A 25,368-nucleotide genomic window follows, 5' to 3' on the forward strand; every position below is an offset into this window, starting at 1 on the left:
CAAGTTCGCTCCGGACGGCAGGAGAGACCTCGGTGATGGCCGTTCACTTCCTCTGCTCGGAAAAGACCGTCGCCCAGGTAGTCGGCGACGGGACGTGTCAGGGCCGTATCAATAAAGCCGCTCGGGTCGACCATGTCAACACATCTGAGGACGGCCCCCCGGCGTCGTGAAGCGATCACCCCACGGCTGCCGCCAGCTGTTCGTCCAGCTGCGGCGCCAGCGTCTGCACGTAGGTCGCCGTCAAGTGGTTGGCGTCCCGGTAGACCAGCACGCCGCCGATCACCGCCGCGCAGCGAGATGCCGGACAGATGGCGTCGGTGAGGTCGACCAGATGCACCTCCGGTGCACCCTCCGCGGCTTCGACCTGGAGCGGCCCGATGCCGGCCAGGGCTTCGTCCCGGGCGACCGCGCAGCGGGTCAGCTGGTTCCGATTGCCGGAAACACAGTCGGCGATGTCGATGCGCGGCGCCGGACTGTCCCGCAGGACCACCACGGGCGCCACCTCGGTAAGCCCCTGCCAAGTCTGGCGCATCGACTCCACCAGCGCCGTCCGGTTCTCCGTCCCCTTCAGCACTGCCCCGTCCCGATGCACCGAGTAGTTGAAACTGCTCGTGAAGATCAAATCCGGGCGGTCGTCGGCCAGCGCGCGCCGGACCCCCTGGTTCCAGGTCGCACAGCTCCGGTTCACGTTCCTGCCGTCTGCCACCTGGGCGTCAAGGAAGGGGCACTGGGACTTGGTGTAGGTCACGAGCTTCCAGTTCCGCCGCTCCGCGACGGTGCGGAGGGCCGGCACCCACTGCGCGGCGTGCGAGTCACCGATCAGCACGACGGTGCTCGTGGGGGCGGGGCCGCCATAGGTGCACTTGCGGATCTCGGTGTCCGGCTTGTCGGCGTGGCAGTTGTCGGCGTACACCGACGGCAGATCGTCCCGAGCCACGGAAGGGTCAGGCACGATGACTGAAGCGTGATCGACGGGATCGCCGGCGGTCGTGCCGTTGCCCGCCGCGAGAGCGGCTGCGCCGGGCGCGCCCCACACGGCTGCCGCCCCGGCCCGCGACGGCGCGGTCGCGAAGTTGAAGACCACACCGGCGTAGACCACCAGCAGTGTGCACGCCAGGCCCACCGCGAGCGCGGCCCGGGGCCGCACTGACAGCTTGCGGGAGTGCCAGACCGGCCGTTCAACCAACCGACTGGTCAGGTACGCGAGCAGGACCGACAGCGCCACCGCGACTGCCCGTGCCGTGAAACCCGACTCTTCTGTGCTGGCGGTCAGCACCACGAGCAGCGGCCAGTGCCACAGATAGAGGGTGTACGAGATGCCGCCGACGAACTGCAGCGGCGTCAGGCGCAGGACGGTCACCGGCCCGTGCCGAGCGGCCGTACCGGCTGCGATGACCAGGGCGGTCCCGATGGTCGCGGGCACCGCCAGCACGCCGGGGAAGGGCGTCGAGGTGTCCAGCACCACCGCGGAGCCGGCGATGGCGGCGATGCCGATCCAGCCCAGGGCGGACGCCACGGCGCCGGGGAGTCGCAGAGGAACCAGCGCCAGCAGCGCGCCGATCGCGAGTTCCCAGATCCGCCCGGTGGTGACGAAGTAGGCGCGGCCGGGGTCCGTCTCGACCAGCAACACCGACCACGCAAAGGAAGCGAGCCCCACGACGGCCACCATTGCGACCGCGAGAGCGCCGAAGCGCGGTCGGGTGCCGGTCCTCCGCCGGGCCCACCAGGCGACGCCGGCCAGCAGCAACGGCCACAGCAGGTAGAACTGCTCCTCGACCGCGAGCGACCAGTAGTGCTGGACGATGCTCGGGGCCTGCTCGGCGGCGAGGTAGTCGACGGCTTGGTCGGCGAGCCGCCAGTTGATCAGGTAGAGCGCGCTGCTCACCACGTCCCACGCTGTGTCCCGCCACCGGATGTCCGGCAGGAAGACGTACGTGAGAGGCAGAGCGGCGAGCAGGACGAGCGCGGCGCTGGGGAGCAGCCGCTTCGCCCGCCGGGCGTAGAACCGGCTGAGTGACAGGCGCCCGCGGGACGCCACCTCCGCCGCCATTCCTCGGGTGATCAGGTATCCGGAGATGACGAAGAAGACGTCCACGCCGACGAACCCGCCGGAGATGAACGGGACGTCGGCGTGCCACAGCACGACCAGCAACACGGCGATGGCGCGCAGGCCCTCGATGTCGGCCCGGAAGGCGCTCTGCGCCCGGCCGGCGTCCGGCGGCCGCTCGCTCCCGCCGACGGCGGGACGCCGTGCCGGCGAGGGTGCCGGTCGGTGTCTCGTCTGGACGTCATCGACCGTCATGGTGTCCTCGCCAATCCAGGTGTCGGCCGTCCGGAGGGGCCGGCGCGGGGCGAGCCGTCCGCCGCCGTGCCGGCTGAGGTTCCGACGCGCTCTCGATCCGGGGCAGGATGACCGTCCGGTCCAGGGGGAGGATGACCGTTGCGTCCAGGGAGAGCACCACGGTCGCGTCGTCGTCGACGGGCGGCCGTCGGACCGGCCCCGCCGGCGGCGCCGCCGGCGGGGCCGGTCGGGTCGTCGGGGCCGGCGATGCCGCGAGGGGCGTCGTGCGTTCCGGCGGGCGCCGGTCGTGCGTACCTCGGCCGGATTCGCCTCCGGCGGGTTTCGAAGCCGGCTGGGCCGGGCGGACCGCCAGGCGCTGCGCGAGATTCGTCCCGCCGATGATCAACGCTCCGCTGGCCGCGGACAGGAGGTACAGCATCCAGTCCGCCGCGTTCTCCCGCACGTCGCCGTCGAGCCGGAGCCGTTCCTGGGCGCGCTTCCGGTAAATCCGTGCCGAGGAACGGGCGGGATCCTGTTCGAGGACGTCGTCGAACCCACGGACTGCCTGGGAGTACCGACCCCCGAAGTAGTCACCCAGGGCGCCGCGGAAGGCGCGGTCCGCCCCGCCCAGTCGGGCCTCCACACCGCCCTGCTCGAGAAGCCGGCCGATGGTGGCCGCGGTGATCAGGTCGCGGACCGGTTCGCCGGGGGCGGACGTGTCGGTGTCGAGGACCGCGACGAGGCGTCCCGACTCGTCCACGACCGGGCCACCGCGCGAGTCAGGACCGATCTGACCGTTGACGCCGATGCGGTTCGTCCCGCTACGCCCGACAATCTCGACCGCTCTCGTCCGCACCACGTAGCGGACAGCACCGTCGTCCGTCTCGTCGCGGCCGTATCCGAGGATCACCGCCGGCGCGCCGGGGAGCAGGTCCGAGGCAGTGGCGATCTCGACGGCGGGAAGCCCGGCGCGCCGCAGTTTCACCAGAGCCACGTTGCCGTCGACAGGTGTCAGCGCCGTCGTGACGGCGGCGGTGACGGCCGGAGCCGACTTGGCTTCCGGGATGGCCACGTCCAACTGTCCGACCAGTGTCCGGGTCGGTGCTGTGCCGCGGCTCCGACCGGTGAACGCCGACGAGTCCTTGAGCCGGGCGACGTACGCGTCCAGTTCGTCGGCGGCCAGCCTCTCTTCCTGCACGAGGGTGCGACCCAGCCGATACAGGGCGTTGACGAGCAGAACCTCGCTGCTTGGCTGGACGCAGACGGTGGTGGTCACCGCGTACCCGTCGGGACTAACCACCACACCACTGCACCGGCGTGTGACCACCACGGGCTCCCGGCTGAACATGGTGCCGGCCCTCGCGTCGCGGAGGTAGCCCGTGTATGTCGACTCGAGGTAGACCGTCGACGGACTGGCGACCGCGGTGGCTGGCTCGTTCCGGTCGTAGGCAGGCACCGCCGCCGCCGGGAGGGCCGCGCCGATCACGACCGCGATGACGCCGAGCAGGACGGCGGACCGACGCGCCAGGGCGTTACCAGAGAGCATGTCGGTCTCCGCGCGGCAAGGGATGGTGGCCCGGTCAGAAGATGAGCGTGTCACGGAGATGGTTGCCGACCCGCCGCAGTCGGCCGGCACCGTCGATCGGCGACGTCATGCGGAGGACGAGCTGACGGTCGACTCGGCCGCTGTCACCACCGCGCCAGTACGCGACGACGACGAGGCCGTACCGGCGCTCACCGTCGAGCTCCAGTCGGCTGGATTCGGCGTACGAGGAGAACTGGCTACCACGCATCCACTGCAGGCCCCAGGCGTCCTCGGACCGCCGCATGGTGGCCTGCCGCTCCTCGTTGCACGGGAGCGGGCAGTCCCGCACGATCAACTCGCCGCCGATCTGCGGCTTTCCGCTTTCGGAGACGCCGCAGTTGTACTTGACGAAGCCTTCAGCGCGGCCGGCCGGCGTGCACTGCCAGTCCGCCGGCACCTTGACCGTGAAGCCCAGCCCGTCCAGATCGGAGAGCGTCCGAACGTTGTCCTGCGGAGTGAATTTCGGCCAGCCCTTCGGCCACGAGCCCGCCTGCGGCGGCTCGATGCCGGGCGACTGCGGTGGCGACGTCGGAACTGGCGGTGGCACGGCGTTGGCACCGGCCCCCACGTTCTCCGGCTGGTCGCTGCCCTCTGAACCCGTCCAGACGAAGATGCCACCCGCCCCGGCGAGCACCACTAGGACCAGCGCGGCGATCCCGACCCAGAGCCCCGTCCGGCGCCGGCGCGGCGCGGAGGGCGTGATGCGGCGGACCGGCGAGGCGAACGGATCGCGGGGCGGCACGGCAGTCGGCGAGGCGTACGCGCCCGACGGGTGGACGTGGCCGTGGGTGGACGCATCCGGGGCCGCCGGCGAGGCGGGTGCGCCCGAGATCGGGTGCGGGGACGCGGATACCGGCTGGCCGGGGATCGGGGTCGCCTGCACGGCCCACGGTGTCTGCGGCATGCCGGACACCGGTTCAGGCGCTCCGGACACCGGCTGCGGCGGGCCGGACACCGGCGGGGCCGACACCGGCGGGGCGGACACCGGCGGGGCGGAGGTGGGCGGTACGACCGTCGGAACCGGCGTGTACTCCACCCCGAGCGCCCGGAAGAGCCGCTCCGCACCCGGTCCCGCATCAGCCGGATACGCGACCCAGGGCGAGTCGGCCGCGAAGTCGGCGTACGTGTAGGGCAGCGGGTCCGGTGCCTGCGCCAGCGAGTTCGCGATGCCGGCGAAGGCCTCCCGCCAACCCGGCGCGGCGGCCGCGGCGGCGTCCAGCACCGCCACGGTGACGAAGCGGCCTTGGTCGTCGATCGCCGCCCAGGCCTTTCCCACCGGAGACCCGCCCAGCGCGTGGGTGAACCTGTACGGGCCTTCCGGCTGCATGCGCGCACTCCTCCGTCGAACCGCCGTGCGGATACTACCGACCGGCGTCCAGCGCGACCCGCCCCGGCCGGCCCGCACTCACGGACCGGACCGCCGGTTGCTTTGTGAAAGTTTTCATGCATAGAGTCAGCACATGAATGACGGAGCTGTCGTAGCACCCGAGGACCGGGTGCTCGACCTGTTCCAGGGGGTCCGGCTCACCCCCACCCAACGCCGGATCGCGCACTGCCTCGTGCAGCACGGCCCGGCCGTGGCGTACCTGTCGGCCGCCGAGGTGGCCGAACTGGCCGGGGTCAGCCAGCCGTCGGTCACCCGGTTCGCGATGGCGCTCGGCCACGACGGCTACCCCGCCCTGCGCCGCCGCCTCCGCGAGCTGACCGTCGACTCAGCCGGCGGACGCGGCGACGCGGGCAACGAACTCCAGCAGGCGGTACGCGCCGAGATCGGGAACCTGGACCGGCTCGCCGGCCAGCTCGCCGACCGGGACCGGATCGCCGACACCGGGCGGCTGCTCGCCGCGAGCCGCCCGCTGCCGGTGCTCGGCCTGCGCGCCGCCGCACCCCTCGCCGCGTACTTCGCGTACTTCGCGGCGAAGGTGCACCCGGACGTACGGGTACTCGACGACGGCGGCAGCCTGCTCGCCGACCGCCTGGAACAGGCCGCCGAGGCCGGGGCGAGCGCCCTGCTCGCCTTCGTGCTCCCCCGCTACCCGCGGGAGACGCTGGAGGCGCTGCGGGACGCCCGGGACGCCGGCCTGCGCGTCGTCGCCATCACCGACTCGCCGGTCAGCCCGGCCGCCGAGCACGCCGACGTGGTTCTCCCCGCCGCCGTCGGCGCCCAGCTCGTGTTCGACCTGCACACCGCCCCGATGACCCTGGCCATGGTGCTGCTCCAGGCGATCTGCGACGCCGCGCCCGCCGAAACCCAACGCCGGCTGGAGGCCTTCGAAGCCTCCGCCGCCCGTCGTCAGTTGTTCCTCGGTTAGGAGGAGGTTCCCCATGACGCAGCCCGTCCGCGCCGCGCGCGGCACCGAACGCACCGCCCGTGGTTGGCCGCAGGAGGCCGCGCTGCGGATGCTGATGAACAACCTCGACCCCGAGGTGGCCGAGCGCCCCGAGGACCTGGTGGTCTACGGGGGCACCGGGAAGGCCGCGCGGGACTGGCCGTCGTACCACGCCCTGGTGCGGACACTCACCGACCTGCGCGACGACGAGACGATGCTGGTGCAGTCCGGCCGGCCGGTCGGGGTCATGCGCACCCACGAGTGGGCGCCGCGGGTGCTGCTGGCCAACTCGAACCTGGTGGGCGACTGGGCGACCTGGCCGGAGTTCCGCCGCCTCGAACAGCTCGGCCTGACCATGTACGGGCAGATGACCGCCGGGTCCTGGATCTACATCGGCACGCAGGGCATCCTCCAGGGCACGTACGAGACGTTCGCCGCGGTGGCGGCCAAGCGGTTCGCCGGGTCGCTGGCCGGGACGCTGACGCTGACCGGCGGCTGCGGCGGGATGGGCGGGGCGCAGCCCCTCGCCGTCACCATGAACGGCGGCGTCTGCCTGATCGTCGACGTGGACCGCACCCGGCTGGAGCGGCGCGTGCACGACCGCTACCTGGACGAGATCGCGGACTCCCTCGACGACGCCGTGGAGCGGGTGCTGGCCGCGAAGCGGGACCGCCGGGCCCTGAGCGTCGGCGTGGTCGGCAACGCCGCCACCGTCTTCCCGGAACTGCTCCGGCGCGGCGTCGCGATCGACATCGTCACCGACCAGACCAGCGCCCACGACCCGCTGTCGTACCTGCCGGAGGGCGTCGAGCTGGCCGACGCCCGCGACTACGCGGCGGCCAAGCCCGCCGAGTTCACCGACCGGGCCCGGGCGTCGATGGCGAAGCACGTCGAGGCGATGGTCGGTTTCCTCGACGCGGGCGCCGAGGTCTTCGACTACGGCAACTCGATCCGGGGCGAGGCGAAGCTCGGCGGCTACGAGCGGGCGTTCGACTTCCCCGGTTTCGTGCCCGCGTACATCCGGCCGCTGTTCTGCGAGGGCAAGGGCCCGTTCCGGTGGGCCGCGCTCTCCGGCGACCCCGCCGACATCGCCGCCACCGACCGGGCGATCCTCGACCTGTTCCCGAAGAACGAGTCCCTCGCGCGGTGGATCCGGATGGCCGGCGAGCGGGTCGCCTTCCAGGGCCTGCCGGCCCGGATCTGCTGGCTCGGCTACGGCGAGCGGGACAAGGCCGGTGTGCGGTTCAACGAGATGGTCGCCTCCGGTGAGCTGTCCGCGCCGGTGGTGATCGGCCGGGACCACCTGGACTGCGGCAGCGTCGCCAGCCCGTACCGGGAGACCGAGGCGATGGCCGACGGCTCCGACGCGATCGCCGACTGGCCGCTGCTCAACGCACTGGTCAACACCGCCAGCGGCGCGTCCTGGGTGTCCATCCACCACGGCGGCGGCGTCGGGATCGGCCGGTCCATCCACGCCGGGCAGGTCTGCGTCGCCGACGGCACCGCGCTCGCCGGGCAGAAGATCGAGCGGGTGCTCACCAACGACCCCGCGATGGGCGTCATCCGTCACGTCGACGCCGGCTACGACGACGCGCGCGAGGTCGCCACCCGCACCGGCGTACGCGTACCGATGACCGAGGCGTAAGGAAGGGCCCCTTGTTAACGCATCCGGTAGTGAAAGGGTCCCTTCCAAACCGGTTCCGCGAGCTGTGGGACGAGATCGCGCCGATCGGGCGGGACGCCGGCAGCGGCGGGTACCTGCGGTACGCGCTCACCGAGCCGGAACTGCGCCTGCGGGAGTGGTTCCGCGGGCAGGCCGAGCGGCGCCGCATGCCGGTGACCGAGGACGGCAACGGCAACCTGTTCGCCTGGTGGGGCGACCCGGAGGCCGGGGACGCGGTGCTGACCGGGAGCCACTTCGACTCGGTGCCGCACGGCGGGGCGTACGACGGCCCGCTCGGCATCGTCAGCGCCTTCCTCGCGGTGGACGAACTGCGCGCGGCGGGCGTCACACCCACCCGGCCGGTCGCCGTGGCGGCGTTCGTCGAGGAGGAGGGGGCGCGGTTCGGCGTACCCTGCCTGGGGTCGCGGCTGCTCACCGGGGCGCTGGCGGCCGACCGCGCGGCCGGCCTGCGGGACGCGGCCGGGGTGAGCTTCGCCGAGGCGTTGGGCGCCCGACCGGCGGGCGCCCGGCCGGAGCTGCTCGGCCGGTTCGCGGCGTTCGTCGAGCTGCACGTCGAGCAGGGCCGCGCGCTGGTCGACCAGGACGCGCCGGTCGCGGTCGCCAGCGCGATCTGGCCGCACGGCCGCTGGCGCTTCGACTTCACCGGCGAGGGCAACCACGCGGGTACGACCCGGATGGGCGACCGCCGCGACCCCATGCTCACGTACGCGTTCACGGTCCTCGCCGCCAACAAGGAGGCCCGGCTGCGCGGCGCCCACGCCACCGTGGGCCGGGTGTCCGTCGAGCCGAACGCCACCAACGCGATCCCGTCGAAGGTGACCGGCTGGCTGGACGCCCGTGCGGCGGAGCCGGAAACCCTCGCCGGGCTGGTGGAGGCCGTCCACGGCAAGGCCGCCGAGCGGGCCCGGCGCGACGGCACCGAGGTGGCGCTGACCGAGGAGTCGGCGACACCGCTGGTCGCGTTCGACGGCGGGCTGGCCGGCCGGCTCGCGACGCTGCTCGACGCGCCGGTGCTGCCGACCGGAGCGGGCCACGACGCGGGTGTGCTCGCCGGGCACCTGCCGACGGCGATGCTCTTCGTGCGCAACCCGACCGGGATCTCGCACTCCCCCGCCGAGTCGGCCGCCGACGACGACTGCGCCGCCGGCGTGACCGCCCTCGCGCGGGTGCTGGAGGAGCTGACATGACCCGGTGGCTCGCCGAGTACGCCTGGCTGCCGGACCACGCCGAGCCGACGCCCGACGTGCTGATCGAGACCGACGGCGGGCGGATCACCGGGGTCACCCCGCTGACCGCCGGAGGCCGGCCGACGGCCGGGGTCGAGGTCCTGACCGACGCGGTACGGCTGCCCGGGCTCACCCTGCCCGGCCTGGCCAACGCCCACTCGCACGCCTTCCACCGGGCCCTGCGCGGGCGGACGCACGGCGGGCGCGGCGACTTCTGGACCTGGCGCGACGTCATGTACACGGTCGCGGCCCGGCTGGACCCCGACTCGTACCTGGCCCTGGCCCGGGCCGTCTACGCCGAGATGGCGCTTGCCGGGATCACCTGCGTCGGCGAGTTCCACTACCTGCACCACGGGCCGGGCGGCGAGCCCTACGACGATCCGAACGCGATGGGTGCGGCGCTGGTCGAGGCGGCCGCGCACGCCGGCATCCGGCTCACCCTCCTGGACACCGCGTACCTGACCGCGACGGTGGACGGGCAGCCGCTGGTCGGCCCGCAGCGGCGGTTCGGCGACGGCGACGCGCTGCGCTGGGCGCAGCGGGTGGACGCGTTCACGCCGGACAACACGCACGCGCGGGTCGGCGCGGCGATCCACTCGGTCCGCGCGGTGCCGGCCGACCAGCTGGCCACCGTGGCCGGCTGGGCGGACCGCCGGGGCGCGCCGCTGCACGTGCACCTCTCCGAGCAGCCCGCCGAGAACGACGCCTGCCGGGCCGTCCACGGCTGCTCACCGACCCGCCTCCTCGCCGACCGCGGGGTCCTCGGCCGGCACACGACCGCCGTGCACGCCACGCATCCCACCAGCGCCGACGTCACGCTGCTCGGGGACAGCGGGACCGGGATCTGCCTCTGCCCCACCACCGAACGGGACCTCGCCGACGGGATCGGGCCGGCACACCGGATGGCCGACGCGGGCAGCCCACTCAGCCTCGGCAGCGACAGCCACGCCGTGGTCGACCTCTTCGAGGAGGCGCGCGCCGTGGAGCTGGACGAACGGCTGCGCACCCGCAAGCGGGGTCACTTCGCCGCCGCCGACCTGGTCACCGCCGCCACCGTCGCCGGGCACGCCGCGCTCGGCTGGGGCGACGCCGGGCGGCTGTCCATCGGGGACCGGGCCGACCTGGTCACCGTGCGACTGGACAGCGCCCGCACCGCCGGCGTACCGCCGGTGGGGGCGTTCTTCGCGGCGAGCGCCGCGGACGTCACCCAGGTCGTGGTGGACGGCCGGGTGGTGGTGCGCGACGGCCGGCACCTGACCGTGGACGTCCCCACCGAACTGCGCACCGCCATCGCGGAGGTGACCTCGTGAGCAGCCTGCTGGTCGACAACATCGGGGAGCTGGTCACCAACAACTCCGAGGGCGGCGCCGGGGCGCTCGGCCTCCGCCGGAATGCCGCGCTGCTGGTCGAGGACGGCCTGGTGGCCTGGATCGGGCCGGCCCGAGACGCGCCGGCCGCCGACCGGCGGATCGACGCCGAGGGGGCGGCCGTCCTGCCCGGCTTCGTGGACAGCCACGCCCACCTGGTCTTCGCCGGCGACCGGGCCGCCGAGTTCGCCGCCCGGATGGCCGGCGAACCGTACACCGGGGGCGGCATCCGCACCACCGTCGGCGCGACCCGCGCCGCCTCCGACGACGAGCTGCGGGCCACCGTACGCCGGCTGCGCGGCGAGGCGCTGCGGCAGGGCACCACCACCATCGAGATCAAGAGCGGGTACGGCCTGACCGTCGCCGACGAGGCCCGCTCCCTGCGGATCGCCGCCGAGGTGAGCGGGGAGACCACGTTCCTCGGGGCGCACGTCGTCCCAGCCGAGTACGCCGACCGCCCCGACGACTACGTGGGCCTGGTCTGCGGGCCGATGCTCGCCGCCGCGGCACCGTACGCCCGCTGGATCGACGTCTTCTGCGAGCGGGGCGCCTTCGACGTGGACCACGCCCGGGCGATCCTCGCCTGCGGGCAGGCGGTCGGGCTCGGTGTGCGGGTGCACGCCAACCAACTCGGTCCCGGGCCCGGTGTGCGGCTCGGCGTCGAGCTGGGCGCTGCCAGCGTCGACCACTGCACCCACCTCACCGACGCCGACGTCGACGCGCTGGCGTCGACGCGGTCCGACTGCATGTGCGCCGAGGGCGGGCACACGACCACCGTGGCCACCCTGCTGCCCGGGGCCGAGTTCTCCACCCGGTCGCCCTACCCGGACGCCCGTCGGCTGCTCGACGCCGGTGTCACCGTCGCACTCGCCACGGACTGCAACCCCGGGTCGTCGTACACGTCGTCGATGCCGTTCTGCATCGCCCTCGCCGTACGCGAGATGCGGATGACCCCGGCGGAGGCGGTCTGGGCCGCGACCGCCGGCGGCGCGCGGGCGCTGCGCCGCGACGACATCGGGCGGTTGCGGCCCGGCGCGCGGGCCGACCTGATGATCCTCGACGCCCCGTCCCATCTGCACCTGGCCTACCGGCCGGGAGTCCCACTGATCCGCCAGGTCCTGCACAACGGAGTACCGCTATGACCGTAGTCATCCAGCCCACCGGGGTCTCCCCCGCCGACGTGCTCGCCGTGGCCCGCGGCACCGCCAAGGTCGTCCTCGACCCGGCGGCGATCGACGCGATGGCCACCAGCCGGTCCATCGTGGACGGCATCGAGGCCGCCGGCCGGCCGGTCTACGGCGTCAGCACCGGCTTCGGGGCGCTCGCCAACACCTTCGTCGCGCCCGAGCGCCGCGCCGAACTCCAGCACGCGCTGATCCGCTCGCACGCCGCCGGTGTCGGCGCGCCGATGCCGCGCGAGGTCGTGCGGGCGATGATGCTGCTGCGCGTACGCTCCCTCGCGCTCGGCCGTTCCGGCGTCCGGCCGCTGGTCGCCGAGGCGCTGGTCGACCTGCTCAACCACGAGGTGACGCCGTGGGTGCCGGAGCACGGCTCGCTGGGCGCCTCCGGTGACCTGGCGCCCCTCGCCCACTGTGCCCTGGTGCTGCTCGGGGAGGGGTGGGTGCTGGGTCCGTCGGGGGAGCGCGTCCCCGCCGACGAGGCCCTGCGCCGGGCCGGCCTGGCGCCGATCGAGCTGGCCGCCAAGGAGGGGCTGGCGCTGATCAACGGCACCGACGGGATGCTGGGCATGCTGCTGCTGGCGATCCACGACGCCGCGCACCTGTTCACCATGGCGGACGTCACCGCCGCCCTGGCCATCGAGGCGATGCTCGGCTCGGAGCGGCCCTTCCTGCCGGAGCTGCACGCCATCCGCCCGCACCCGGGGCAGGCCGCCGCGGCGGCCAACATCCACCGGCTGCTCCAGAGCTCGGGGGTGATGGACTCGCACCGCGACGACCTGGCGCACGCCGTGCAGGACGCGTACTCGATGCGGTGCGCTCCCCAGGTCGCCGGCGCCGCCCGCGACACCCTCGACTTCGTCCGCCAGGTGGCCGACCGGGAACTGGTCTCGGTCGTGGACAACCCGGTGGTGCTGCCGGACGGCCGGGTCGAGTCGACCGGGAACTTCCACGGCGCGCCGCTGGGCTTCGCCGCGGACTTCCTGGCGGTCGCGGCGGCGGAGGTCGGGGCGATCGCCGAGCGGCGGGTGGACCGGCTGCTCGACGTGACCCGGTCCCGGGAGCTGCCCGCGTTCCTCTCCCCGGACGCCGGGGTGAACTCCGGGCTGATGATCGCCCAGTACACGGCCGCCGGGATCGTCGCGGAGAACCGCCGCCTCGCCGCGCCCGCCTCGGTGGACTCGCTGCCCACCAGTGGCATGCAGGAGGACCACGTGTCGATGGGCTGGGCGGCGACGAAGAAGCTGCGTACGGTCCTGGACAACCTGACCAGCCTGCTCGCGGTGGAACTGCTCGCCGCGGTGCGCGGACTTCAGCTGCGGGCGCCGCTGGAGCCGTCCCCGGCGGGTCGGGCCGCGATCGCCGCGCTGGGCGGGGCCGCCGGCGAACCGGGCCCGGACGTGTTCCTCGCCCCGGTGATGGAGGCGGCCCGCGCGGTGGTGGCCGGCCCCGACCTGCGCGCCGCGATCGAGCGGGAGGTCGGCGCCCTCGCCTGACCGCGACGTCAGGCCGGTGGGAGGACCTTGGCGACCAGCTTGGCCAGCTCGCGGAGCGCCTTGCCCCGGTGGCTGATCGCGTCCTTCTCCTCCGGCGTCAGCTCGGCGTTGGTGCGGTCCTGCCCGTCGCCCAGGAAGATCGGGTCGTAGCCGAAGCCGCCGTCGCCACGGGGCGCCCGCAGCAGGCGGCCGGATTGCCGGCCGTCGACCAGGTGCTCCTTGCCGCCGGGCAGCACCAGGGCCACCGTGCAGACGAACGAGGCTGCCCGGTGCTCGTCCGGCAGGTCGGCGATCTGGTCCAGCACCAGCTGGAGGTTGGCCTGGTCGTCACCGTGCCGCCCGGCCCAGCGGGCGCTGAAGACCCCCGGCATGCCGTTGAGGGCGTCCACTGCCAGGCCCGAGTCGTCGGCGATCGTCGGCAGGCCGGTGCGGCGGCAGCCCTCCCGCGCCTTAATCAACGCGTTCTCGCCGAAGGTGAGGCCGGTCTCCGGCAGCTCCGGGTACTCCTCGACGTCGTCGAGGCCGAGCAGGGCGACCCGGTGGGCGCCCAGCGCGCCGTCGAGGATGCGCTGGAGCTCGGTGAGCTTCTTGCGGTTACGGGTGGCGAGCAGGACCTTGTTCATGCTGAAACACCTCTGTTCGCGACTGCGGGGCTCGCAAGCTCGCTCCTCGCGCTCACGAGAGTGCCTTCCGCTGGGCCTCGGCCAGTTCCACGCAGCCGGCGACGGCCAGGTCGAGCAGGGCGTCCAGCTGCTCGCGGGCGAACACGCCCGCCTCACCGGTGCCCTGCACCTCGACGAACTCGCCGCTGCCGGTGCAGACGACGTTCATGTCGACCTCGGCGGCCACGTCCTCGTCGTAGTTGAGGTCGAGCCGCGGCTCGCCGGCGATGACGCCGACACTGACCGCCGCCACCGACCGGTGCATCACCTTCTCCGGCTTGCCGGCGAGGGCCTTCCGCTCGCCGAGCCAGGTGACCGCGTCGTGCAGCGCCACGTAGGCGCCGGTGATCGCGGCGGTGCGGGTGCCGCCGTCGGCCTGGAGGACGTCGCAGTCGAGCACGACGGAGTTCTCGCCGAGCGCCTTGAGGTCGATGGACGCCCGCAGGCTGCGACCGATCAGGCGGGAGATCTCGTGCGTCCGCCCACCGACCTTCCCCTTCACGCTCTCCCGGTCCGACCGGGTGTTGGTGGCGCGGGGCAGCATCGCGTACTCGGCGGTGACCCAGCCGAGCCCGGAGCCCTTGCGCCAGCGCGGCACCCCCTCGGTGACGCTCGCGGTGCACAGCACCCGGGTGGCACCGAACTCCACGAGCACGGAACCCTCCGGGTGTGTGCTCCAGCCTCGGGTCAGGGTCACCGGTCGGAGTTGGTCGGGCAGCCGCCCGTCAGGTCGCGCCATGCCCTGCACCCTATGTGGTGCCGTGATCGAAGCGCCCCGGGGTGTCCCGACCCGCCGTCAGGCGGCGGCAGGTACGGGCGCGCCGTGCACCCGCAGGAAACCGGCCACCGACGCCGGCCAGCCGAACTCCTCGGCCCGGGCACGCGCCGCCCGCCGCCGCTCCGCCGCCGGCCGGGCGAGCAGCCGGTTCACCGCCTCGGCCAGCGACGCCGCCGAGCCGTACGCGGCGAGCCCGGCGGAGCCGACCACCTCCGGCAGGGCGCTGGCGGCGTTCACCACGACCGGGGTGCCGCAGGCCAGCGCCTCCAGCCCGGCCAGGCCGAACGTCTCCACCGGACCGGGTGCCAGCACCACGTCGGCGCTGGCGAGCAGAGCCGCGACCATCCCCCGGTCGGGTAGGAAGCCGGTGAACTCCACCGGCAGCCCCTCGGCGCGCCGGGCCAGCGCCGGGCGCAGCGGCCCGTCCCCCACCATCACCAGGACGGCGGGCACGCCGGCGCGGCACAGCTCCGCGAGCGCGTCCACCGCCAGCTCCGGCCTTTTCTCCACCGACATCCGTGCGCAGTGCACCAGCAGCACCTCGGTCGCGTCCGCGTACCGCTCGCGCAGCGCCGCGTCCGCCCGGTCCGGCCGGAACGTGTCCAGGTCCACCCCGAGCGGCACCAGCTCGACCGGCGCGGCGATCCGGTCGAACTCCTCGGCCGCCCACCGGGTGGTGCAGACGATCCGGTCGTACGACCCCGCGGTCTCCCGGTTGAGCCGGTCGGCGGCCCGGCGCCGCAGCGCGTGCGGCACCCGCCACTCGCCGAGCAGCCCGGTGAGGGACTCGTGGGAGACCATCAGCGACGGCACCCCGTGCGCCCGCGCCCACGCGCCGGTCCAGCGGAGGGTCGAGCGGTCGGACACCTCCAGCCGGTCCGGGCCCAGCCCGGCCAGCACGCGGGCGACCCGCCGGCGGTCGGTCAGCAGGCGGTACCCGCCGGTCCGGGGCACCTCAGGGCCGGCGAGGGTGATCACCCGCCCCCACGGGTGCCGCTCGTCGGCGTCCCGCCGTCCCGGCACCACCAGCACCGGGTCGTGTCCGGCCGCCAGGTAGCCCGTGCCGAGGTGGCGCAGCGCCGTCCGGAGCCCGCCGGAGCGGCCGGTGACGAAGTTCGCCAGCCGGACGATCCGCAGGCCGCTCACGACGGCACCGTCCGGCCGCGCCACCGGGCGGCACGTCGCCCGGTCACGACGCCGCCGGCAGGTCGAGCGCCGACGCGCCCGCCCGCACCGCCTGGTAGTGGCCGATCAGCTCGTCCCCGACCGCCGTCCAGCTCCGGCGGCTCACCGCCGCGCGGGCCGCCTGCCCGTACGCCAGCCGGCGCGACCCGTCAGCGGCGAGCGCCGCGACGGCGCCGGCCAGCGCGTCGGTGTCGTCGGGCGGCACCAGCGTCCCGGTCACCCCCGTCTCCACCAGGTCGACCGGCCCGCCGGCCGCCGGGGCCACCACGGGTACGCCGCTGGCCAGCGCCTCCTGGATCGTCTGGCCGAAGGTCTCGTGCGGTCCGGTGTGCACGAAGACGTCGAGGCTCGCGTACAGGCGGGCGAGGTCGTCGCCGTGCCGCACCCCGAGGAACGTCACGTCGGGCAGGGCCTTCTCCAGTTGCCGCCGCGCCGGGCCGTCCCCGGCCACCACGACCCGTACGCCGGGCAGGGCGGCGGTGGCCGCGAGCAGGTCGACCCGCTTCTCCGGGGCGAGCCGGCCGACGTACCCGACCAGCAGTTCGCCGTGGGGCGCGAGAGTGCGCCGCAGGTCCGCGCACCGCTTCGCCGGCTGGAACCGCTCGGCGTCGACGCCGCGACGCCACAGCCAGATCCGCTGCACACCGTTCGCGATGAGGTCGGCGGCGGCCCGGGTGGAGGGCGCGAGCGTGCGGTTGACGGAGTTGTGGATCTCCCGCAGCCGGCGCCAGGCCGCCGCCTCGCCCCAGCCGACCCGGTACGCGCGGGCGTACGAGGCGACGTCGGTCTGGTAGACGGCGACGGTCGGGAGGCCGTGCCGCACGGCCAGTGCCGCGGCCCGCGCCCCGAGGACGAACGGACTGGCCAGGTGGACGACGTCGGGGGCGTACGAGAGCAGCGCGCCGGCCAACCGGGCCGGCGTGGGTACGCCCAGCCGGAAGCCCTGGTAGCGCGGCAGGGGCACGCTCGGGATCCGGACCACCGGGTACGGGTACCGGTCGGTGTCGTGCCGGTGCGACCCGGGCGGCGCCGGCGCGACGACCACCGGCTCGTGGCCGCGGGCGACGAGGTGTTCCGCCGCCCGGACCACCGAGTGTGCGACACCGTTCACGTCCGGCGGGAACGACTCGGTGACGATGGCGATGCGCATGCCCTCACCGTGCGGGTGCCACGGGTGCGCCAGACGACGGGACATTGACCGCCCGGCGAACAGTTCGGCAAGAGCCGCCGCGCGGGTGGGCGTCAGACCTCGTAGCTGGCGCCGGGCCGGACGACCTCGAGCGGGCCGGCGTACGCGGCGGCGGCGGACGCGACGGTGTGCGCCTCGCTGCCCCAGGCCGCCACCAGGTGGGTCAGCAGCAGTCGGCCGACGCCCGCCTTGGTGGCCGCCTCGCCCGCCTCCCGGCCGGTGAGGTGCAGGTCCGGTGGGTTGTCCACGCCGTCGAGGTAGCTCGCCTCGCAGAGGAACACGTCGGCGTCCTGGGCCAGCCGCAGCAGGGCGTCGCACGGCGCCGTGTCCGACGAGTAGCAGAGGACCCGCCCGCCGTGCTCCACCCGCACCCCGTACGTCTCGATCGGGTGGTTCACCCGGTCGACGGTGACGGTCAGCGGGCCGATCGGGAAGGTCCCCGGCTGGAGGGCGTAGAACTGGTAGACGTCCTCGACGGTGGCGTCCTCCTGCCCGTACGCGGCGGCGAGCCGGTCCGGCGCGCCGGCCGGGGCGTACACCGGCAGCGGTGGGTAGGGGCCGTCGGGGGCGTACCGGCGCACGACCACGTACGACGCGGCGTCGAGGATGTGGTCGCAGTGCAGGTGGGTGAGGAGGATGGCGTCGGGGGCGTGCAGCCCCGCGTACCGCTGGAGCGTGGACAGCGACCCGGACCCGAAGTCCACCAGGAGCTTGAAACCCTCGGCCTCGACCAGGTACGCCGAGCAGGGGGCCTCGGGGCCGGGAAAACTCCCCGCGCAGCCCAGGACGGTCAGTCGCATCGAGTTGTCTCGCTGTCACGCTGGGTAGCTGCCGCGCCGGCCGTCTCTCCGCGGAGCATGATCTCTACCGACGCGTACGCCACGCTGCGCAGCCTACGCTCGCGTACGCGAACGCATGAATCATCCGCAGGAAGATGTCACGAACGTGACACCCGCTCCCGGTGCCCGCCCCGACGCGACCGACCGGCACGACCACGCCCCGTGCACACGCGGGCCCGGCGGGGGCCCCGGCACCGGCCGGCGCCCCGTCCGCGCTGCTCGTCCGGTCAGGCCCAGAGCTGGCCCTCCAGGGCGTCCTCCGCGTCCCCGAGGGTGCCCCCGTACGCCCCGGTCGACAGGTACTTCCAGCCGCCGTCGGCCACCACGAAGGCCACGTCGGCGCGGCGCCCCTCGCGGACCGCCTCGTGCGCCACCGCCAGGGCGGCGTGCAGGATCGCGCCGGTCGAGAACCCGGCGAAGATGCCCTCCACCTCCACCAGCTGGCGCGTCCGCAGCACCGCGTCCCGCGTCCCGACGGAGAAGCGCCGGGTGAGCACGGTCGCGTCGTACAGCTCCGGGACGTAGCCCTCGTCGATGTTGCGCAGTCCGTAGACCAGCTCGCCGTAGCGCGGCTCGGCCGCGACGACCTGGATGCCCTCGACCTTCTCGCGCAGGTAGCGCCCGGTGCCCATCAGCGTGCCGGTGGTGCCCAGACCGGCCACGAAGTGGGTGATCGTGGGCAGGTCGTGCAGCAGCTCGGGACCCGTGGTCTCGTAGTGCGCACGGGCGTTCGCCTCGTTGCCGTACTGGTACAGCATCACCCAGTCGGGATGCTCCGCGGCGATCTGCTTGGCGGTGGCGACCGCCTGGTTGGAGCCACCCGCCGCCGGCGAAAAGATGATCTCCGCCCCGTACATGCGCAGCAGCTGGACCCGTTCGGTGGACACGTTCTCCGGCATCACGCAGACCAGCCGGTACCCGCGCAGCTTCGCCACCATGGCCAGCGAGATCCCGGTGTTGCCGCTGGTCGGTTCGAGGATGGTGTCGCCCGGCCGCAGCCGGCCGGCCTCCTCGGCCGCCCGGACCATGAACAGGGACGCCCGGTCCTTGATGCTGCCGGTCGGGTTCCGGTCCTCCAGCTTGGCCCACAACCGCACCGGCGGTGCCCCGTCGGGCACCGTCGGCGACAACCGGGGCAGCCCGACCAGGGGCGTGCCGCCACAGGCGTCGAGAAGGCTGTCGTACCGCGCCATGACGACCGCCCTCAGCGGGCGGCGACCGAGGCGCGCCGGGCCGCGGCCGACGCGCCCGCCGCCGCACCGTGCTGCGCGATCGCCGCGGCGGCGGCACCGTGCTGCGCGATCGCCGCGGCGGCGGCGAAGCCGAAGGCGCCGCCCGCCACGGCCGGCAGGATCGTCACGCTGTCACCGTCGTTGAGCTTGGCGTCCAGCGAGCCGAGGAAACGGACGTCCTCGTCGTTGACGTAGACGTTGACGAAGCGGTGCAGCGCGCCGGTCTCGGTGACCAGCCGGGCCTTCAGGCCGGCGTGCCGGGAGTCCAGGTCGGCGAGCAGGTCGCCCAGCGTGTCGCCGGCGCCCTCGACGACCTTCGCGCCGCCGGTGTAGCTGCGCAGGATGGTGGGGATGCGAACCTCGATGGCCATGATGTCGTGCTCCTTGGTCGGGTGTGCCGAAATGGTGACGGGACGAGACAGGGTGTTACGGCGCTGGATTCAGCGGCCGGAACACTCGTAGTCGACCGTCGCCGGGCTCTGCCCGAACATGTAGGACTGCACGGCGTGCGGGTCCACCCCCGGCTCCAAGATGCGGACCGGCTCCTCGGTGACCACGCCGTCGACGATCCGGAAGGAGCGGATCTCCTCGGTGTCGGGCTCACGGGTGGAGACGAGCAGATAGTGCGCATTGGGCTCGCCGGCGAAGGAGATGTCGGTACGCGACGGGTACGCCTCGGTCGCGGTGTGCGAGTGGTAGATGACGACGGGCTCCTCGTCCCGGTCGTCCATCTCCCGCCACACGCGCAACTGCTCCATCGAGTCGAACTCGTAGAAGGTCATGGAGCGGGCGGCGTTCTCCATCGGGATGTGCCGGGCCGGGGTGTCGCTGCCGGCGGGGCCGGCGACCACGCCGCACGCCTCGTCGGGGTGGTCCCGACGCGCGTGGGCGACGATCGCGTCGACGATCGACCGGTCGATGCTCAGCACGCCGACCAGCCTAACGCCTGCCCGCGCGGCCCGGCGAGGTGGCGGCGGTCACGAATCAGTCGATCAGGGCGTTGAGCAGGGATTCCTGGAGGTAGCCCAGGTAGGCGTAGACCGACAGTTGGAACACCCGGCTGGACGTCGGGTCCTCGGCCACCGCATCGTCCAGCTCGGCGCCGAGGTCGGTGCCGTCCTTGATCTCCAACCGGACGCCCATCGCCAGGCGGGCGTCGTTGAGCGCCCGCAGCCACGCCTCGGCCGCCTCGGCGTCGAGACGCACCTCGCCGCCCGCCTCGTCGGGCAGCGCCGCGAGGATCGCGCCGGCCTGGTCGATCTTCGCGGTCTTCAGGTCGCCCTCGGTGTACCGGCGGAACTCGGCCGTCCCCGCGGCGTCCTCCGGGTAGACCTCCGGGAACAGCCGCCCGACCACCGGGTCGGAGTGGTCGAACCCGTCGGTGAGCAGCCCGACCACCTCGGAGGCGACCTTGCGCAACACCCGGACCTCGTCCACGGCGAAGATGGCGACGTAGCGGTCGCCCTGGCGCCGGAACATGCTCACGCCCGATCCACCGTCGCCCAGAGACCGTACGCGTGCAGCTGCGACGCGTCGTGCTCCATGCGCTCGCGGGCGCCGCTGGAGACGACCGCCTTGCCCTTGTGGTGCACGTCCAGCATGAGCTGCTCGGCCTTCTCCCGGCTGTACCCGAAGAGCTTCTGGAAGACCCAGGTCACGTACGTCATCAGGTTGACCGGGTCGTCCCACACGATCGTCACCCACGGCCGGTCGGGCGCCGGCACCTCGTCGGTGTCCGGCGTCTCGACCGGTGCAACCTGCGGAGCCGCCATGCCCCCCATCGTGCCACCGGATCCGGCGAACCGAGGAACCGGAACGCCGGCCGGTCCCGGATCGGCGCCGTGACCGCCTGCGGAGCCACGCGGACGCGACGCGTCGGCACCCCCGTCAGGCGAGCAGGATGCCGTGGTCGACCGCATCGGAGAGCACCGCGTCCAGCGAGAGGCGGATCACCTCGAAGCGTCGGGACACCTCGCGGGTCAGCTCCAGCTCGACCTCCCGCAGCGCGCGTTGGGCCCACGCCCGCGCCGCGTTCGGGTCGTTGTTGCCGGGGCTGCGCCAGTGCTGCCAGCAGCCACCGGAGAGGGCCACCGCCACCGGCGGGAGAATGTCCTCCCGTGCGGCTCCGGAATAGCCGGTCATTGCGTCGATCGCGCCGGCGCCGGTCAGGCCGGCCACCCCACCGGTGCTGGTCACCAGGAGAACCCGCTCCAGTTCCTCGCCGGAGCGGTGGTCGGCCAGGCCCCACCGGACCGCGTTGGCGATCCGCCGGCGGACGCCCGGTGCCAGCGGAGCGCCGAACACCCGCCCGGCCGCCTCGTCGACCAGGTTGCGGACGGCCTGGTCGCACTGCGCGGTGGCCAGCAGCGAGAGGGCCTCCATCTCGCGGTCGAGCAGGTGCGGGAGGCCGGTGCAGCCGACCCCGAAGACGATCTCCTGCACCACCCGCAGGTGGACGTTCGCGAGTTCCAGGGCCAGGTGCTGGCGGATGCGCCGCGCGACCGAGCGGGCCCGCCGGTCCAGCTCGTCGGACCACGGGCCGGGCTCGGGCAGCACCGGCACCCGGCCGTGCGCCCCGGGCAGCACCGGCGGCGTGGCGCTCGCCCTTCGCAGCCCCTCGTCGGCGGCCCAGCCCACCAGCCCCCGACGCAGGTCGTCGGCGCCGCCCGGGCTGACCGGGAACCACCGGGCACGGGCGAGGTCGGGGACCGCGGCGAGCAGGGCCGCCCGGTGCGCCGCCACGGTCACGGCGGCCGGGTCCACCGGGGTGACCGCCGACGGCCCGGTGGACCCGGCGTCGGCCGTGCCGACGGACGCCCCCGTGTCCTCCGTCGTCGACCCGCCGTCGGGCGGGCACCAGCCACCCGCACCGGGCGTCACGGCGAAGAAGACCTCGACCCGCGCGGCGGCGAGGTCGGCCAGCAGATGCAGCTCGGCGGCGGTGAACGCCTGGTCGGCGGCGATGACGAAGAGCACCGCGCCGGCGCGGCCCGCCGCGTCCAGCAGCACCCGGTTACCGGGCACACCGAGGCTGCCGGTGTCCGGGGTGTCGACCAGGGCGAAGTGCCTCAGCAGCGGCTCCGACACGGACAGCTCGACCCGGCGCGGCGGTCGGGCGAGCGCCGGCCCGGCGGCCAGCCGGTCGGCGCCGTACGAGTGCGGCTGGCGGTAGCCGGGCACGTACGCGGCCCGACTCGGAACCTGCGCGTGGCGGACGACCAGCCAACTACCGGCGGGGACCGCGAGCATGGCGGGGTCCAGCCGGAGCAGCGTGGCGAGCACCTCGACCCGACCCGCGCCGGCGGGACCGGCGGCCACCACCGCCAGCGGCTCGTCCGCACCGGGCGCGGGCGCGTTCCGGCTGGGCAGCGGCCGGCCGCGGGGCAGGTCGGCGGCGCCGGCCGGATCGCCCGACATGTCGACCGCGGGGAGCGGACCCGGCATCACAGGCGGCCTCCCAGTGCTGGTGACCGGCGGTGCCGGCCACGCGGAACTGTCCGGTAGTTGACCGGATGCCGGAAGAGTACGGGCGACCCGGGACCGAGTCGGAACACCCGGTCTACTCAGCGGTAACGACGAGGTTACTCAACTTCGGTGCGTGACGGACTAGTTGCATACGGAATCACGTCGATATGCTGCGCGGATGAGTCGGTGGAGATTCGTCGGTCGCAGACACGAGCTCGACCGTCTGTTGTCGGCGGTGACAGGCCTCGACGGGCGAGGGCTGTTCATCAGCGGCAGCGCCGGCATCGGCAAGAGCCGGCTGCTCCGCGAGTGCGTGGACGGGCTGCCCCGCGACCGGTACGCGGTCTGGTACGTCGCGGCGAGCGCCACCACCGCCGCGCTCCCGTTCGGCGGGCTGGTCCAGGTCCTCCCCGCCGACCAGCCGCAGGGCCTGTCACCGGCCGGTGTCCTGCGCTGGGCCGTGGACGTGCTGCAACAGCAGGCGGCCGGCCGCCGCATCGTGCTCGCCGTCGACGACGCGCACCTGCTGGACCCGCCGTCCGCAGCGCTGGTGCACCTCATCGCCCGATCCGAGAACGCCACCGTCATCGGCACCCTGCGCGAGGGCGAGCAGATCCCGCTGCCGATCCGCGCACTGTGGACCGACGACCTGGTCGACCGCGCCGAGCTGAGCCCGATGGACCCGGCCGACACCGCCGGGCTCCTCGCCGCGATCCTGGACGGTCCGGTCGACGCCGGCTCCGCCGACCGGCTCTGGCGGCTCTCCGCCGGCAACCCGCTGCTGCTCCGCGAACTCGTCCACGCCGCCTCCGGCACCGGGGAGCTGACCAGCACGTACGGGGTGTGGACGTGGACCGGCCGGCTGGAGCTGGCGCCGAGCCTGACCGACCTGATCGACACCCGGATCGGTCAGCTCACTCCCGGCGTCCGGGCGGTGGTCGAGCTGGTCGCGTTCGGCGAACCGCTCGGCCTGCAGCTGCTCGGGCAGGCGGTCGAACCGGCCGACGTGGAGACCGCCGAGGAACGCGGCCTCATCACCGTGGTCCGCGACGACCGGCGGCTCGACGTACGCCTGGCCCACCCGATGTACGGGGAGGTGATGCGCCGGCAGTGCCCGGTCAGCCGCACCCGCCGCCTGCAGGCCCGCCTCGCGCAACTGCTCGAGGAGGTCGGCACCCGCCGCCGGGACGACCTGCTGCGGGTCGCCGTCTGGCGGCTGGAGTCGGGCACCGCGCAGGACGAGCGGATGCTGCTCGGCGCCGCGGTGCAGGCGTTCACCCGCTACGACGTGCCGCTGGCGACGCGGCTCGCCCGGGCGGCGCTCGACACCGGCGGAGGGTTCGACGCCGCGGAGCTGCTGGCCACCATCCTCATGTTCGCCGACCGGCCGGACGAGGCGATCGAGGTGCTCGACGCCGTCGCGGCCGACCTGGCCGACGACCACCGGCGCAGCCGGTGGCTCACCGTGCGCGGCATGGTCAGCTACTGGGGGCTCAGCCGGGAATCCACCGTGGAGGAACTCGCCGCCCGCGGCGCCGAGCTGAAGGACTCCGCCGCCCAGGCCCGCGTCCTCGCCTTCGAGGCGATCATGCGACTGCAACTCATGGACACCGCCGCCGCGCTCCGGCTCGGGCAGACCGTGCTGGACCGGCCCGCCGCCAGCGTCGCCGCGCGGGAACTGGCCCGGTGCACCATCGCCTACCTGCACACCGCGCAGGGGCAGCTGCGCCGCAGCGCCGTGGCCATCGAGCTGGTCCAGGCGGCGGCCGGGCACTGGCGGGCGGACATGCCGTACCTGCAACTCGCACTGGAGCTGGCCCGTGGCACCCGGCTCGCGCTCGCCGGGGACCTGCTCGGCATCGACGCCATCGTGGCCGACGAGTTCGCCGACCTGGCCGGCGCCGGGGACTTCCGACTCGGCACCGGCTACCTGGCGATCCTCCAGGCGTACGCGGCCCGGCTGCGCGGCGAGACCGACACCGCGCTGCGGACCAGCCTCGGCGCGTGCGCGGTCCTGGCCACCAGCCGGGTCTACGCCGGTCTGGCACAGGCCGAGCGGGCCCAGGCCGCGGCGCTGCGCGGCGACGCGGAGCAGGCCGCGGAGGCGATGGCGGAGGCCGACCGCACCCACGCGCGGGGAATGGCGGTGCTCTACCCGTGGCTGGAGCAGGCCCGCGGGGCGGTCCTGGCGGCCGGCGGCGACCTGCCCGGCGCCGTCAAGCACCTCGCGGAGCTGGCCGAGCGGCTCCGCGCCGACGGCTTCGCCGGACACGAGGTCCACGCGCTCCACGACCTGGTCCGCCTGGACCAGGCCACCGCACCGCTCGGGCCGACCTGCTCCGACGGGAGCCGACGCACCGTCGCCCAGCGCCTGGCCGAGCTGTCCGAGCAGGTCGACGGGGTGCTGCCGCCGCTGCTGGCCCGGCACGCCCGGGCGGCGGCCGACGGCGCCGCGGAGGACCTGCTCGGCGTCGCCGAGGCCTTCGCCGAGCTGGACCTGACCGTCTGGGCCGCCGAGGCCACCGCCACGGCGCTGCACCTCCTGCGGCAGCGGCGGTCGCCCGCGGCCAGCACCGCCCGGGAGCGGCTGGCCGCCCTGCTCGGGCGGTGCGGCCAGGTCGACACCCCCGCGCTGCGCGCCGGTACACCGACCCTGAGCCACCGGGAGTGGCAGGTGGCCCGGCTCGCGGCCACCGGCGCCACCAGCCGCGTCATCGCCCAGCAGCTCTACCTCTCCGCGCGCACCGTGGAGAACCACCTCCAGCGCATCTACAGCAAGCTCGGGGTGACCGGGCGGGCGGAGCTGGGGGCGGCGCTGCGGGCGATCCCGGGCCACGACGGCGGGCACCCGGACCAAACTCTAGGCTGAGG

At 74.2% G+C, this 25,368-nt stretch carries 21 protein-coding genes; 7 read left to right on the forward strand and 14 right to left on the reverse strand.

All coding sequences use genetic code 11. The features are described 5' to 3' along the window. Positions 1 to 175 precede the first annotated feature (175 nt). Genes GKC29_RS28715 through GKC29_RS28725 form a run of 3 tightly spaced genes read right to left on the reverse strand, consistent with a single transcriptional unit; the run spans position 176 to position 5,193 of the window. On the reverse strand, positions 176 to 2,302 hold the full coding sequence (locus tag GKC29_RS28715; protein ID WP_155333781.1) for an acyltransferase family protein: 2,127 nt from the start codon (positions 2,300 to 2,302) through the stop codon (positions 176 to 178). Beyond that, positions 2,289 to 3,917 (reverse strand): serine protease, encoded by a 1,629-nt coding sequence (locus GKC29_RS28720; protein ID WP_155333782.1) that lies wholly within the window; start codon positions 3,915 to 3,917, stop codon positions 2,289 to 2,291. The genes GKC29_RS28715 and GKC29_RS28720 overlap by 14 nt, the downstream gene beginning before the upstream one ends. Beyond that, positions 3,862 to 5,193, reverse strand: a complete 1,332-nt coding sequence (locus GKC29_RS28725) for a hypothetical protein (RefSeq protein ID WP_155333783.1) — start codon at positions 5,191 to 5,193, stop codon at positions 3,862 to 3,864. Before GKC29_RS28725 ends, GKC29_RS28720 begins: the two co-directional genes overlap by 56 nt. A gap of 133 nt (positions 5,194 to 5,326) precedes the next feature. Between GKC29_RS28725 and GKC29_RS28730 the strand changes: the two genes are divergently transcribed. From GKC29_RS28730 to hutH, 6 genes are read left to right on the forward strand one after another with little or no spacing between them, the layout of a single operon-like run. Beyond that, positions 5,327 to 6,178, forward strand: coding sequence for a MurR/RpiR family transcriptional regulator (locus tag GKC29_RS28730; RefSeq protein WP_155333784.1), 852 nt, complete (start codon positions 5,327 to 5,329; stop codon positions 6,176 to 6,178). 13 nt (positions 6,179 to 6,191) lie between these two features. Further along, on the forward strand, positions 6,192 to 7,841 hold the full coding sequence (gene hutU, locus GKC29_RS28735) for a urocanate hydratase (RefSeq protein WP_155333785.1): 1,650 nt from the start codon (positions 6,192 to 6,194) through the stop codon (positions 7,839 to 7,841). Between the two features lie 11 nt (positions 7,842 to 7,852). Beyond that, a complete protein-coding gene (locus GKC29_RS28740; protein WP_155333786.1) occupies positions 7,853 to 9,067 on the forward strand; it encodes an allantoate amidohydrolase in 1,215 nt (404 codons plus the stop codon). After that, positions 9,064 to 10,416 (forward strand): formimidoylglutamate deiminase, encoded by a 1,353-nt coding sequence (locus GKC29_RS28745; protein WP_155333787.1) that lies wholly within the window; start codon positions 9,064 to 9,066, stop codon positions 10,414 to 10,416. Before GKC29_RS28740 ends, GKC29_RS28745 begins: the two co-directional genes overlap by 4 nt. Beyond that, entirely contained in the window at positions 10,413 to 11,615 is a 1,203-nt protein-coding gene (hutI, locus tag GKC29_RS28750; RefSeq protein ID WP_155333788.1) for an imidazolonepropionase, read from the forward strand. Before GKC29_RS28745 ends, hutI begins: the two co-directional genes overlap by 4 nt. Further along, positions 11,612 to 13,147 carry a histidine ammonia-lyase gene (gene hutH / locus GKC29_RS28755; RefSeq protein WP_155333789.1) on the forward strand — a complete coding sequence of 512 codons (1,536 nt, stop codon included), beginning with the start codon at positions 11,612 to 11,614 and terminating at the stop codon, positions 13,145 to 13,147. The genes hutI and hutH overlap by 4 nt, the downstream gene beginning before the upstream one ends. Before the next feature lie 8 nt (positions 13,148 to 13,155). Here hutH and rdgB read toward each other — a convergent pair whose 3' ends face one another. The 11 genes from rdgB to GKC29_RS28810 all read right to left on the reverse strand — a co-directional run bounded on the left by rdgB (position 13,156) and on the right by GKC29_RS28810 (position 22,476). Further along, complete coding sequence (gene rdgB / locus GKC29_RS28760; protein ID WP_155333790.1) at positions 13,156 to 13,770, reverse strand: RdgB/HAM1 family non-canonical purine NTP pyrophosphatase; 615 nt, start codon at positions 13,768 to 13,770, stop codon at positions 13,156 to 13,158. A 52-nt stretch (positions 13,771 to 13,822) separates the two neighbouring features. After that, on the reverse strand, positions 13,823 to 14,548 hold the full coding sequence (gene rph / locus GKC29_RS28765; protein ID WP_155333791.1) for a ribonuclease PH: 726 nt from the start codon (positions 14,546 to 14,548) through the stop codon (positions 13,823 to 13,825). A 57-nt stretch (positions 14,549 to 14,605) separates the two neighbouring features. After that, a complete protein-coding gene (locus GKC29_RS28770) occupies positions 14,606 to 15,724 on the reverse strand; it encodes a glycosyltransferase (RefSeq protein ID WP_196255961.1) in 1,119 nt (372 codons plus the stop codon). A gap of 52 nt (positions 15,725 to 15,776) precedes the next feature. Next, positions 15,777 to 16,922 (reverse strand): glycosyltransferase family 1 protein, encoded by a 1,146-nt coding sequence (locus GKC29_RS28775; RefSeq protein ID WP_155333793.1) that lies wholly within the window; start codon positions 16,920 to 16,922, stop codon positions 15,777 to 15,779. Positions 16,923 to 17,014: 92 nt separating this feature from the next. After that, positions 17,015 to 17,761, reverse strand: a complete 747-nt coding sequence (locus GKC29_RS28780) for an MBL fold metallo-hydrolase (RefSeq protein ID WP_155333794.1) — start codon at positions 17,759 to 17,761, stop codon at positions 17,015 to 17,017. A gap of 266 nt (positions 17,762 to 18,027) precedes the next feature. Then, a complete protein-coding gene (locus tag GKC29_RS28785; protein WP_155333795.1) occupies positions 18,028 to 18,993 on the reverse strand; it encodes a PLP-dependent cysteine synthase family protein in 966 nt (321 codons plus the stop codon). Between the two features lie 11 nt (positions 18,994 to 19,004). Further along, the gene (locus GKC29_RS28790; RefSeq protein ID WP_155333796.1) at positions 19,005 to 19,403 is read right to left on the reverse strand and encodes a MoaD family protein; all 399 of its coding nucleotides are present in this window, start codon (positions 19,401 to 19,403) and stop codon (positions 19,005 to 19,007) included. A 69-nt stretch (positions 19,404 to 19,472) separates the two neighbouring features. Next, a complete protein-coding gene (locus GKC29_RS28795; protein WP_155333797.1) occupies positions 19,473 to 19,961 on the reverse strand; it encodes a Mov34/MPN/PAD-1 family protein in 489 nt (162 codons plus the stop codon). Positions 19,962 to 20,016: 55 nt separating this feature from the next. Then, positions 20,017 to 20,511: a DUF2017 domain-containing protein gene (locus tag GKC29_RS28800; RefSeq protein WP_196255962.1), complete on the reverse strand. Its 495-nt coding sequence runs from the start codon at positions 20,509 to 20,511 to the stop codon at positions 20,017 to 20,019. Positions 20,512 to 20,513: 2 nt separating this feature from the next. Then, the gene (clpS, locus tag GKC29_RS28805) at positions 20,514 to 20,804 is read right to left on the reverse strand and encodes an ATP-dependent Clp protease adapter ClpS (RefSeq protein WP_155333799.1); all 291 of its coding nucleotides are present in this window, start codon (positions 20,802 to 20,804) and stop codon (positions 20,514 to 20,516) included. Positions 20,805 to 20,919: 115 nt separating this feature from the next. Continuing rightward, positions 20,920 to 22,476 (reverse strand): hypothetical protein, encoded by a 1,557-nt coding sequence (locus tag GKC29_RS28810; RefSeq protein WP_230688849.1) that lies wholly within the window; start codon positions 22,474 to 22,476, stop codon positions 20,920 to 20,922. A gap of 199 nt (positions 22,477 to 22,675) precedes the next feature. Between GKC29_RS28810 and GKC29_RS28815 the strand changes: the two genes are divergently transcribed. After that, positions 22,676 to 25,366, forward strand: coding sequence for a LuxR family transcriptional regulator (locus tag GKC29_RS28815; protein ID WP_155333801.1), 2,691 nt, complete (start codon positions 22,676 to 22,678; stop codon positions 25,364 to 25,366). Positions 25,367 to 25,368 lie beyond the last annotated feature (2 nt).

Source organism: Micromonospora sp. WMMC415, assembly GCF_009707425.1.
Taxonomy (GTDB): domain Bacteria; phylum Actinomycetota; class Actinomycetes; order Mycobacteriales; family Micromonosporaceae; genus Micromonospora.

Coding starts and splice junctions, on each gene's coding strand:
- GKC29_RS28715 (WP_155333781.1), bottom strand. CDS start 2,302: ATGACGGTCGATGACGTCCAGACGAGACACCGACCGGCACCCTCGCCG.
- GKC29_RS28725 (WP_155333783.1), bottom strand. CDS start 5,193: ATGCAGCCGGAAGGCCCGTACAGGTTCACCCACGCGCTGGGCGGGTCT.
- GKC29_RS28730 (WP_155333784.1), top strand. CDS start 5,327: ATGAATGACGGAGCTGTCGTAGCACCCGAGGACCGGGTGCTCGACCTG.
- hutU (WP_155333785.1), top strand. CDS start 6,192: ATGACGCAGCCCGTCCGCGCCGCGCGCGGCACCGAACGCACCGCCCGT.
- GKC29_RS28745 (WP_155333787.1), top strand. CDS start 9,064: ATGACCCGGTGGCTCGCCGAGTACGCCTGGCTGCCGGACCACGCCGAG.
- hutH (WP_155333789.1), top strand. CDS start 11,612: ATGACCGTAGTCATCCAGCCCACCGGGGTCTCCCCCGCCGACGTGCTC.
- rdgB (WP_155333790.1), bottom strand. CDS start 13,770: ATGAACAAGGTCCTGCTCGCCACCCGTAACCGCAAGAAGCTCACCGAG.
- rph (WP_155333791.1), bottom strand. CDS start 14,548: ATGGCGCGACCTGACGGGCGGCTGCCCGACCAACTCCGACCGGTGACC.
- GKC29_RS28775 (WP_155333793.1), bottom strand. CDS start 16,922: ATGCGCATCGCCATCGTCACCGAGTCGTTCCCGCCGGACGTGAACGGT.
- GKC29_RS28780 (WP_155333794.1), bottom strand. CDS start 17,761: ATGCGACTGACCGTCCTGGGCTGCGCGGGGAGTTTTCCCGGCCCCGAG.
- GKC29_RS28785 (WP_155333795.1), bottom strand. CDS start 18,993: ATGGCGCGGTACGACAGCCTTCTCGACGCCTGTGGCGGCACGCCCCTG.
- GKC29_RS28790 (WP_155333796.1), bottom strand. CDS start 19,403: ATGGCCATCGAGGTTCGCATCCCCACCATCCTGCGCAGCTACACCGGC.
- GKC29_RS28800 (WP_196255962.1), bottom strand. CDS start 20,511: ATGTTCCGGCGCCAGGGCGACCGCTACGTCGCCATCTTCGCCGTGGAC.
- clpS (WP_155333799.1), bottom strand. CDS start 20,804: ATGGCGGCTCCGCAGGTTGCACCGGTCGAGACGCCGGACACCGACGAG.
- GKC29_RS28810 (WP_230688849.1), bottom strand. CDS start 22,476: ATGCCGGGTCCGCTCCCCGCGGTCGACATGTCGGGCGATCCGGCCGGC.
- GKC29_RS28815 (WP_155333801.1), top strand. CDS start 22,676: ATGAGTCGGTGGAGATTCGTCGGTCGCAGACACGAGCTCGACCGTCTG.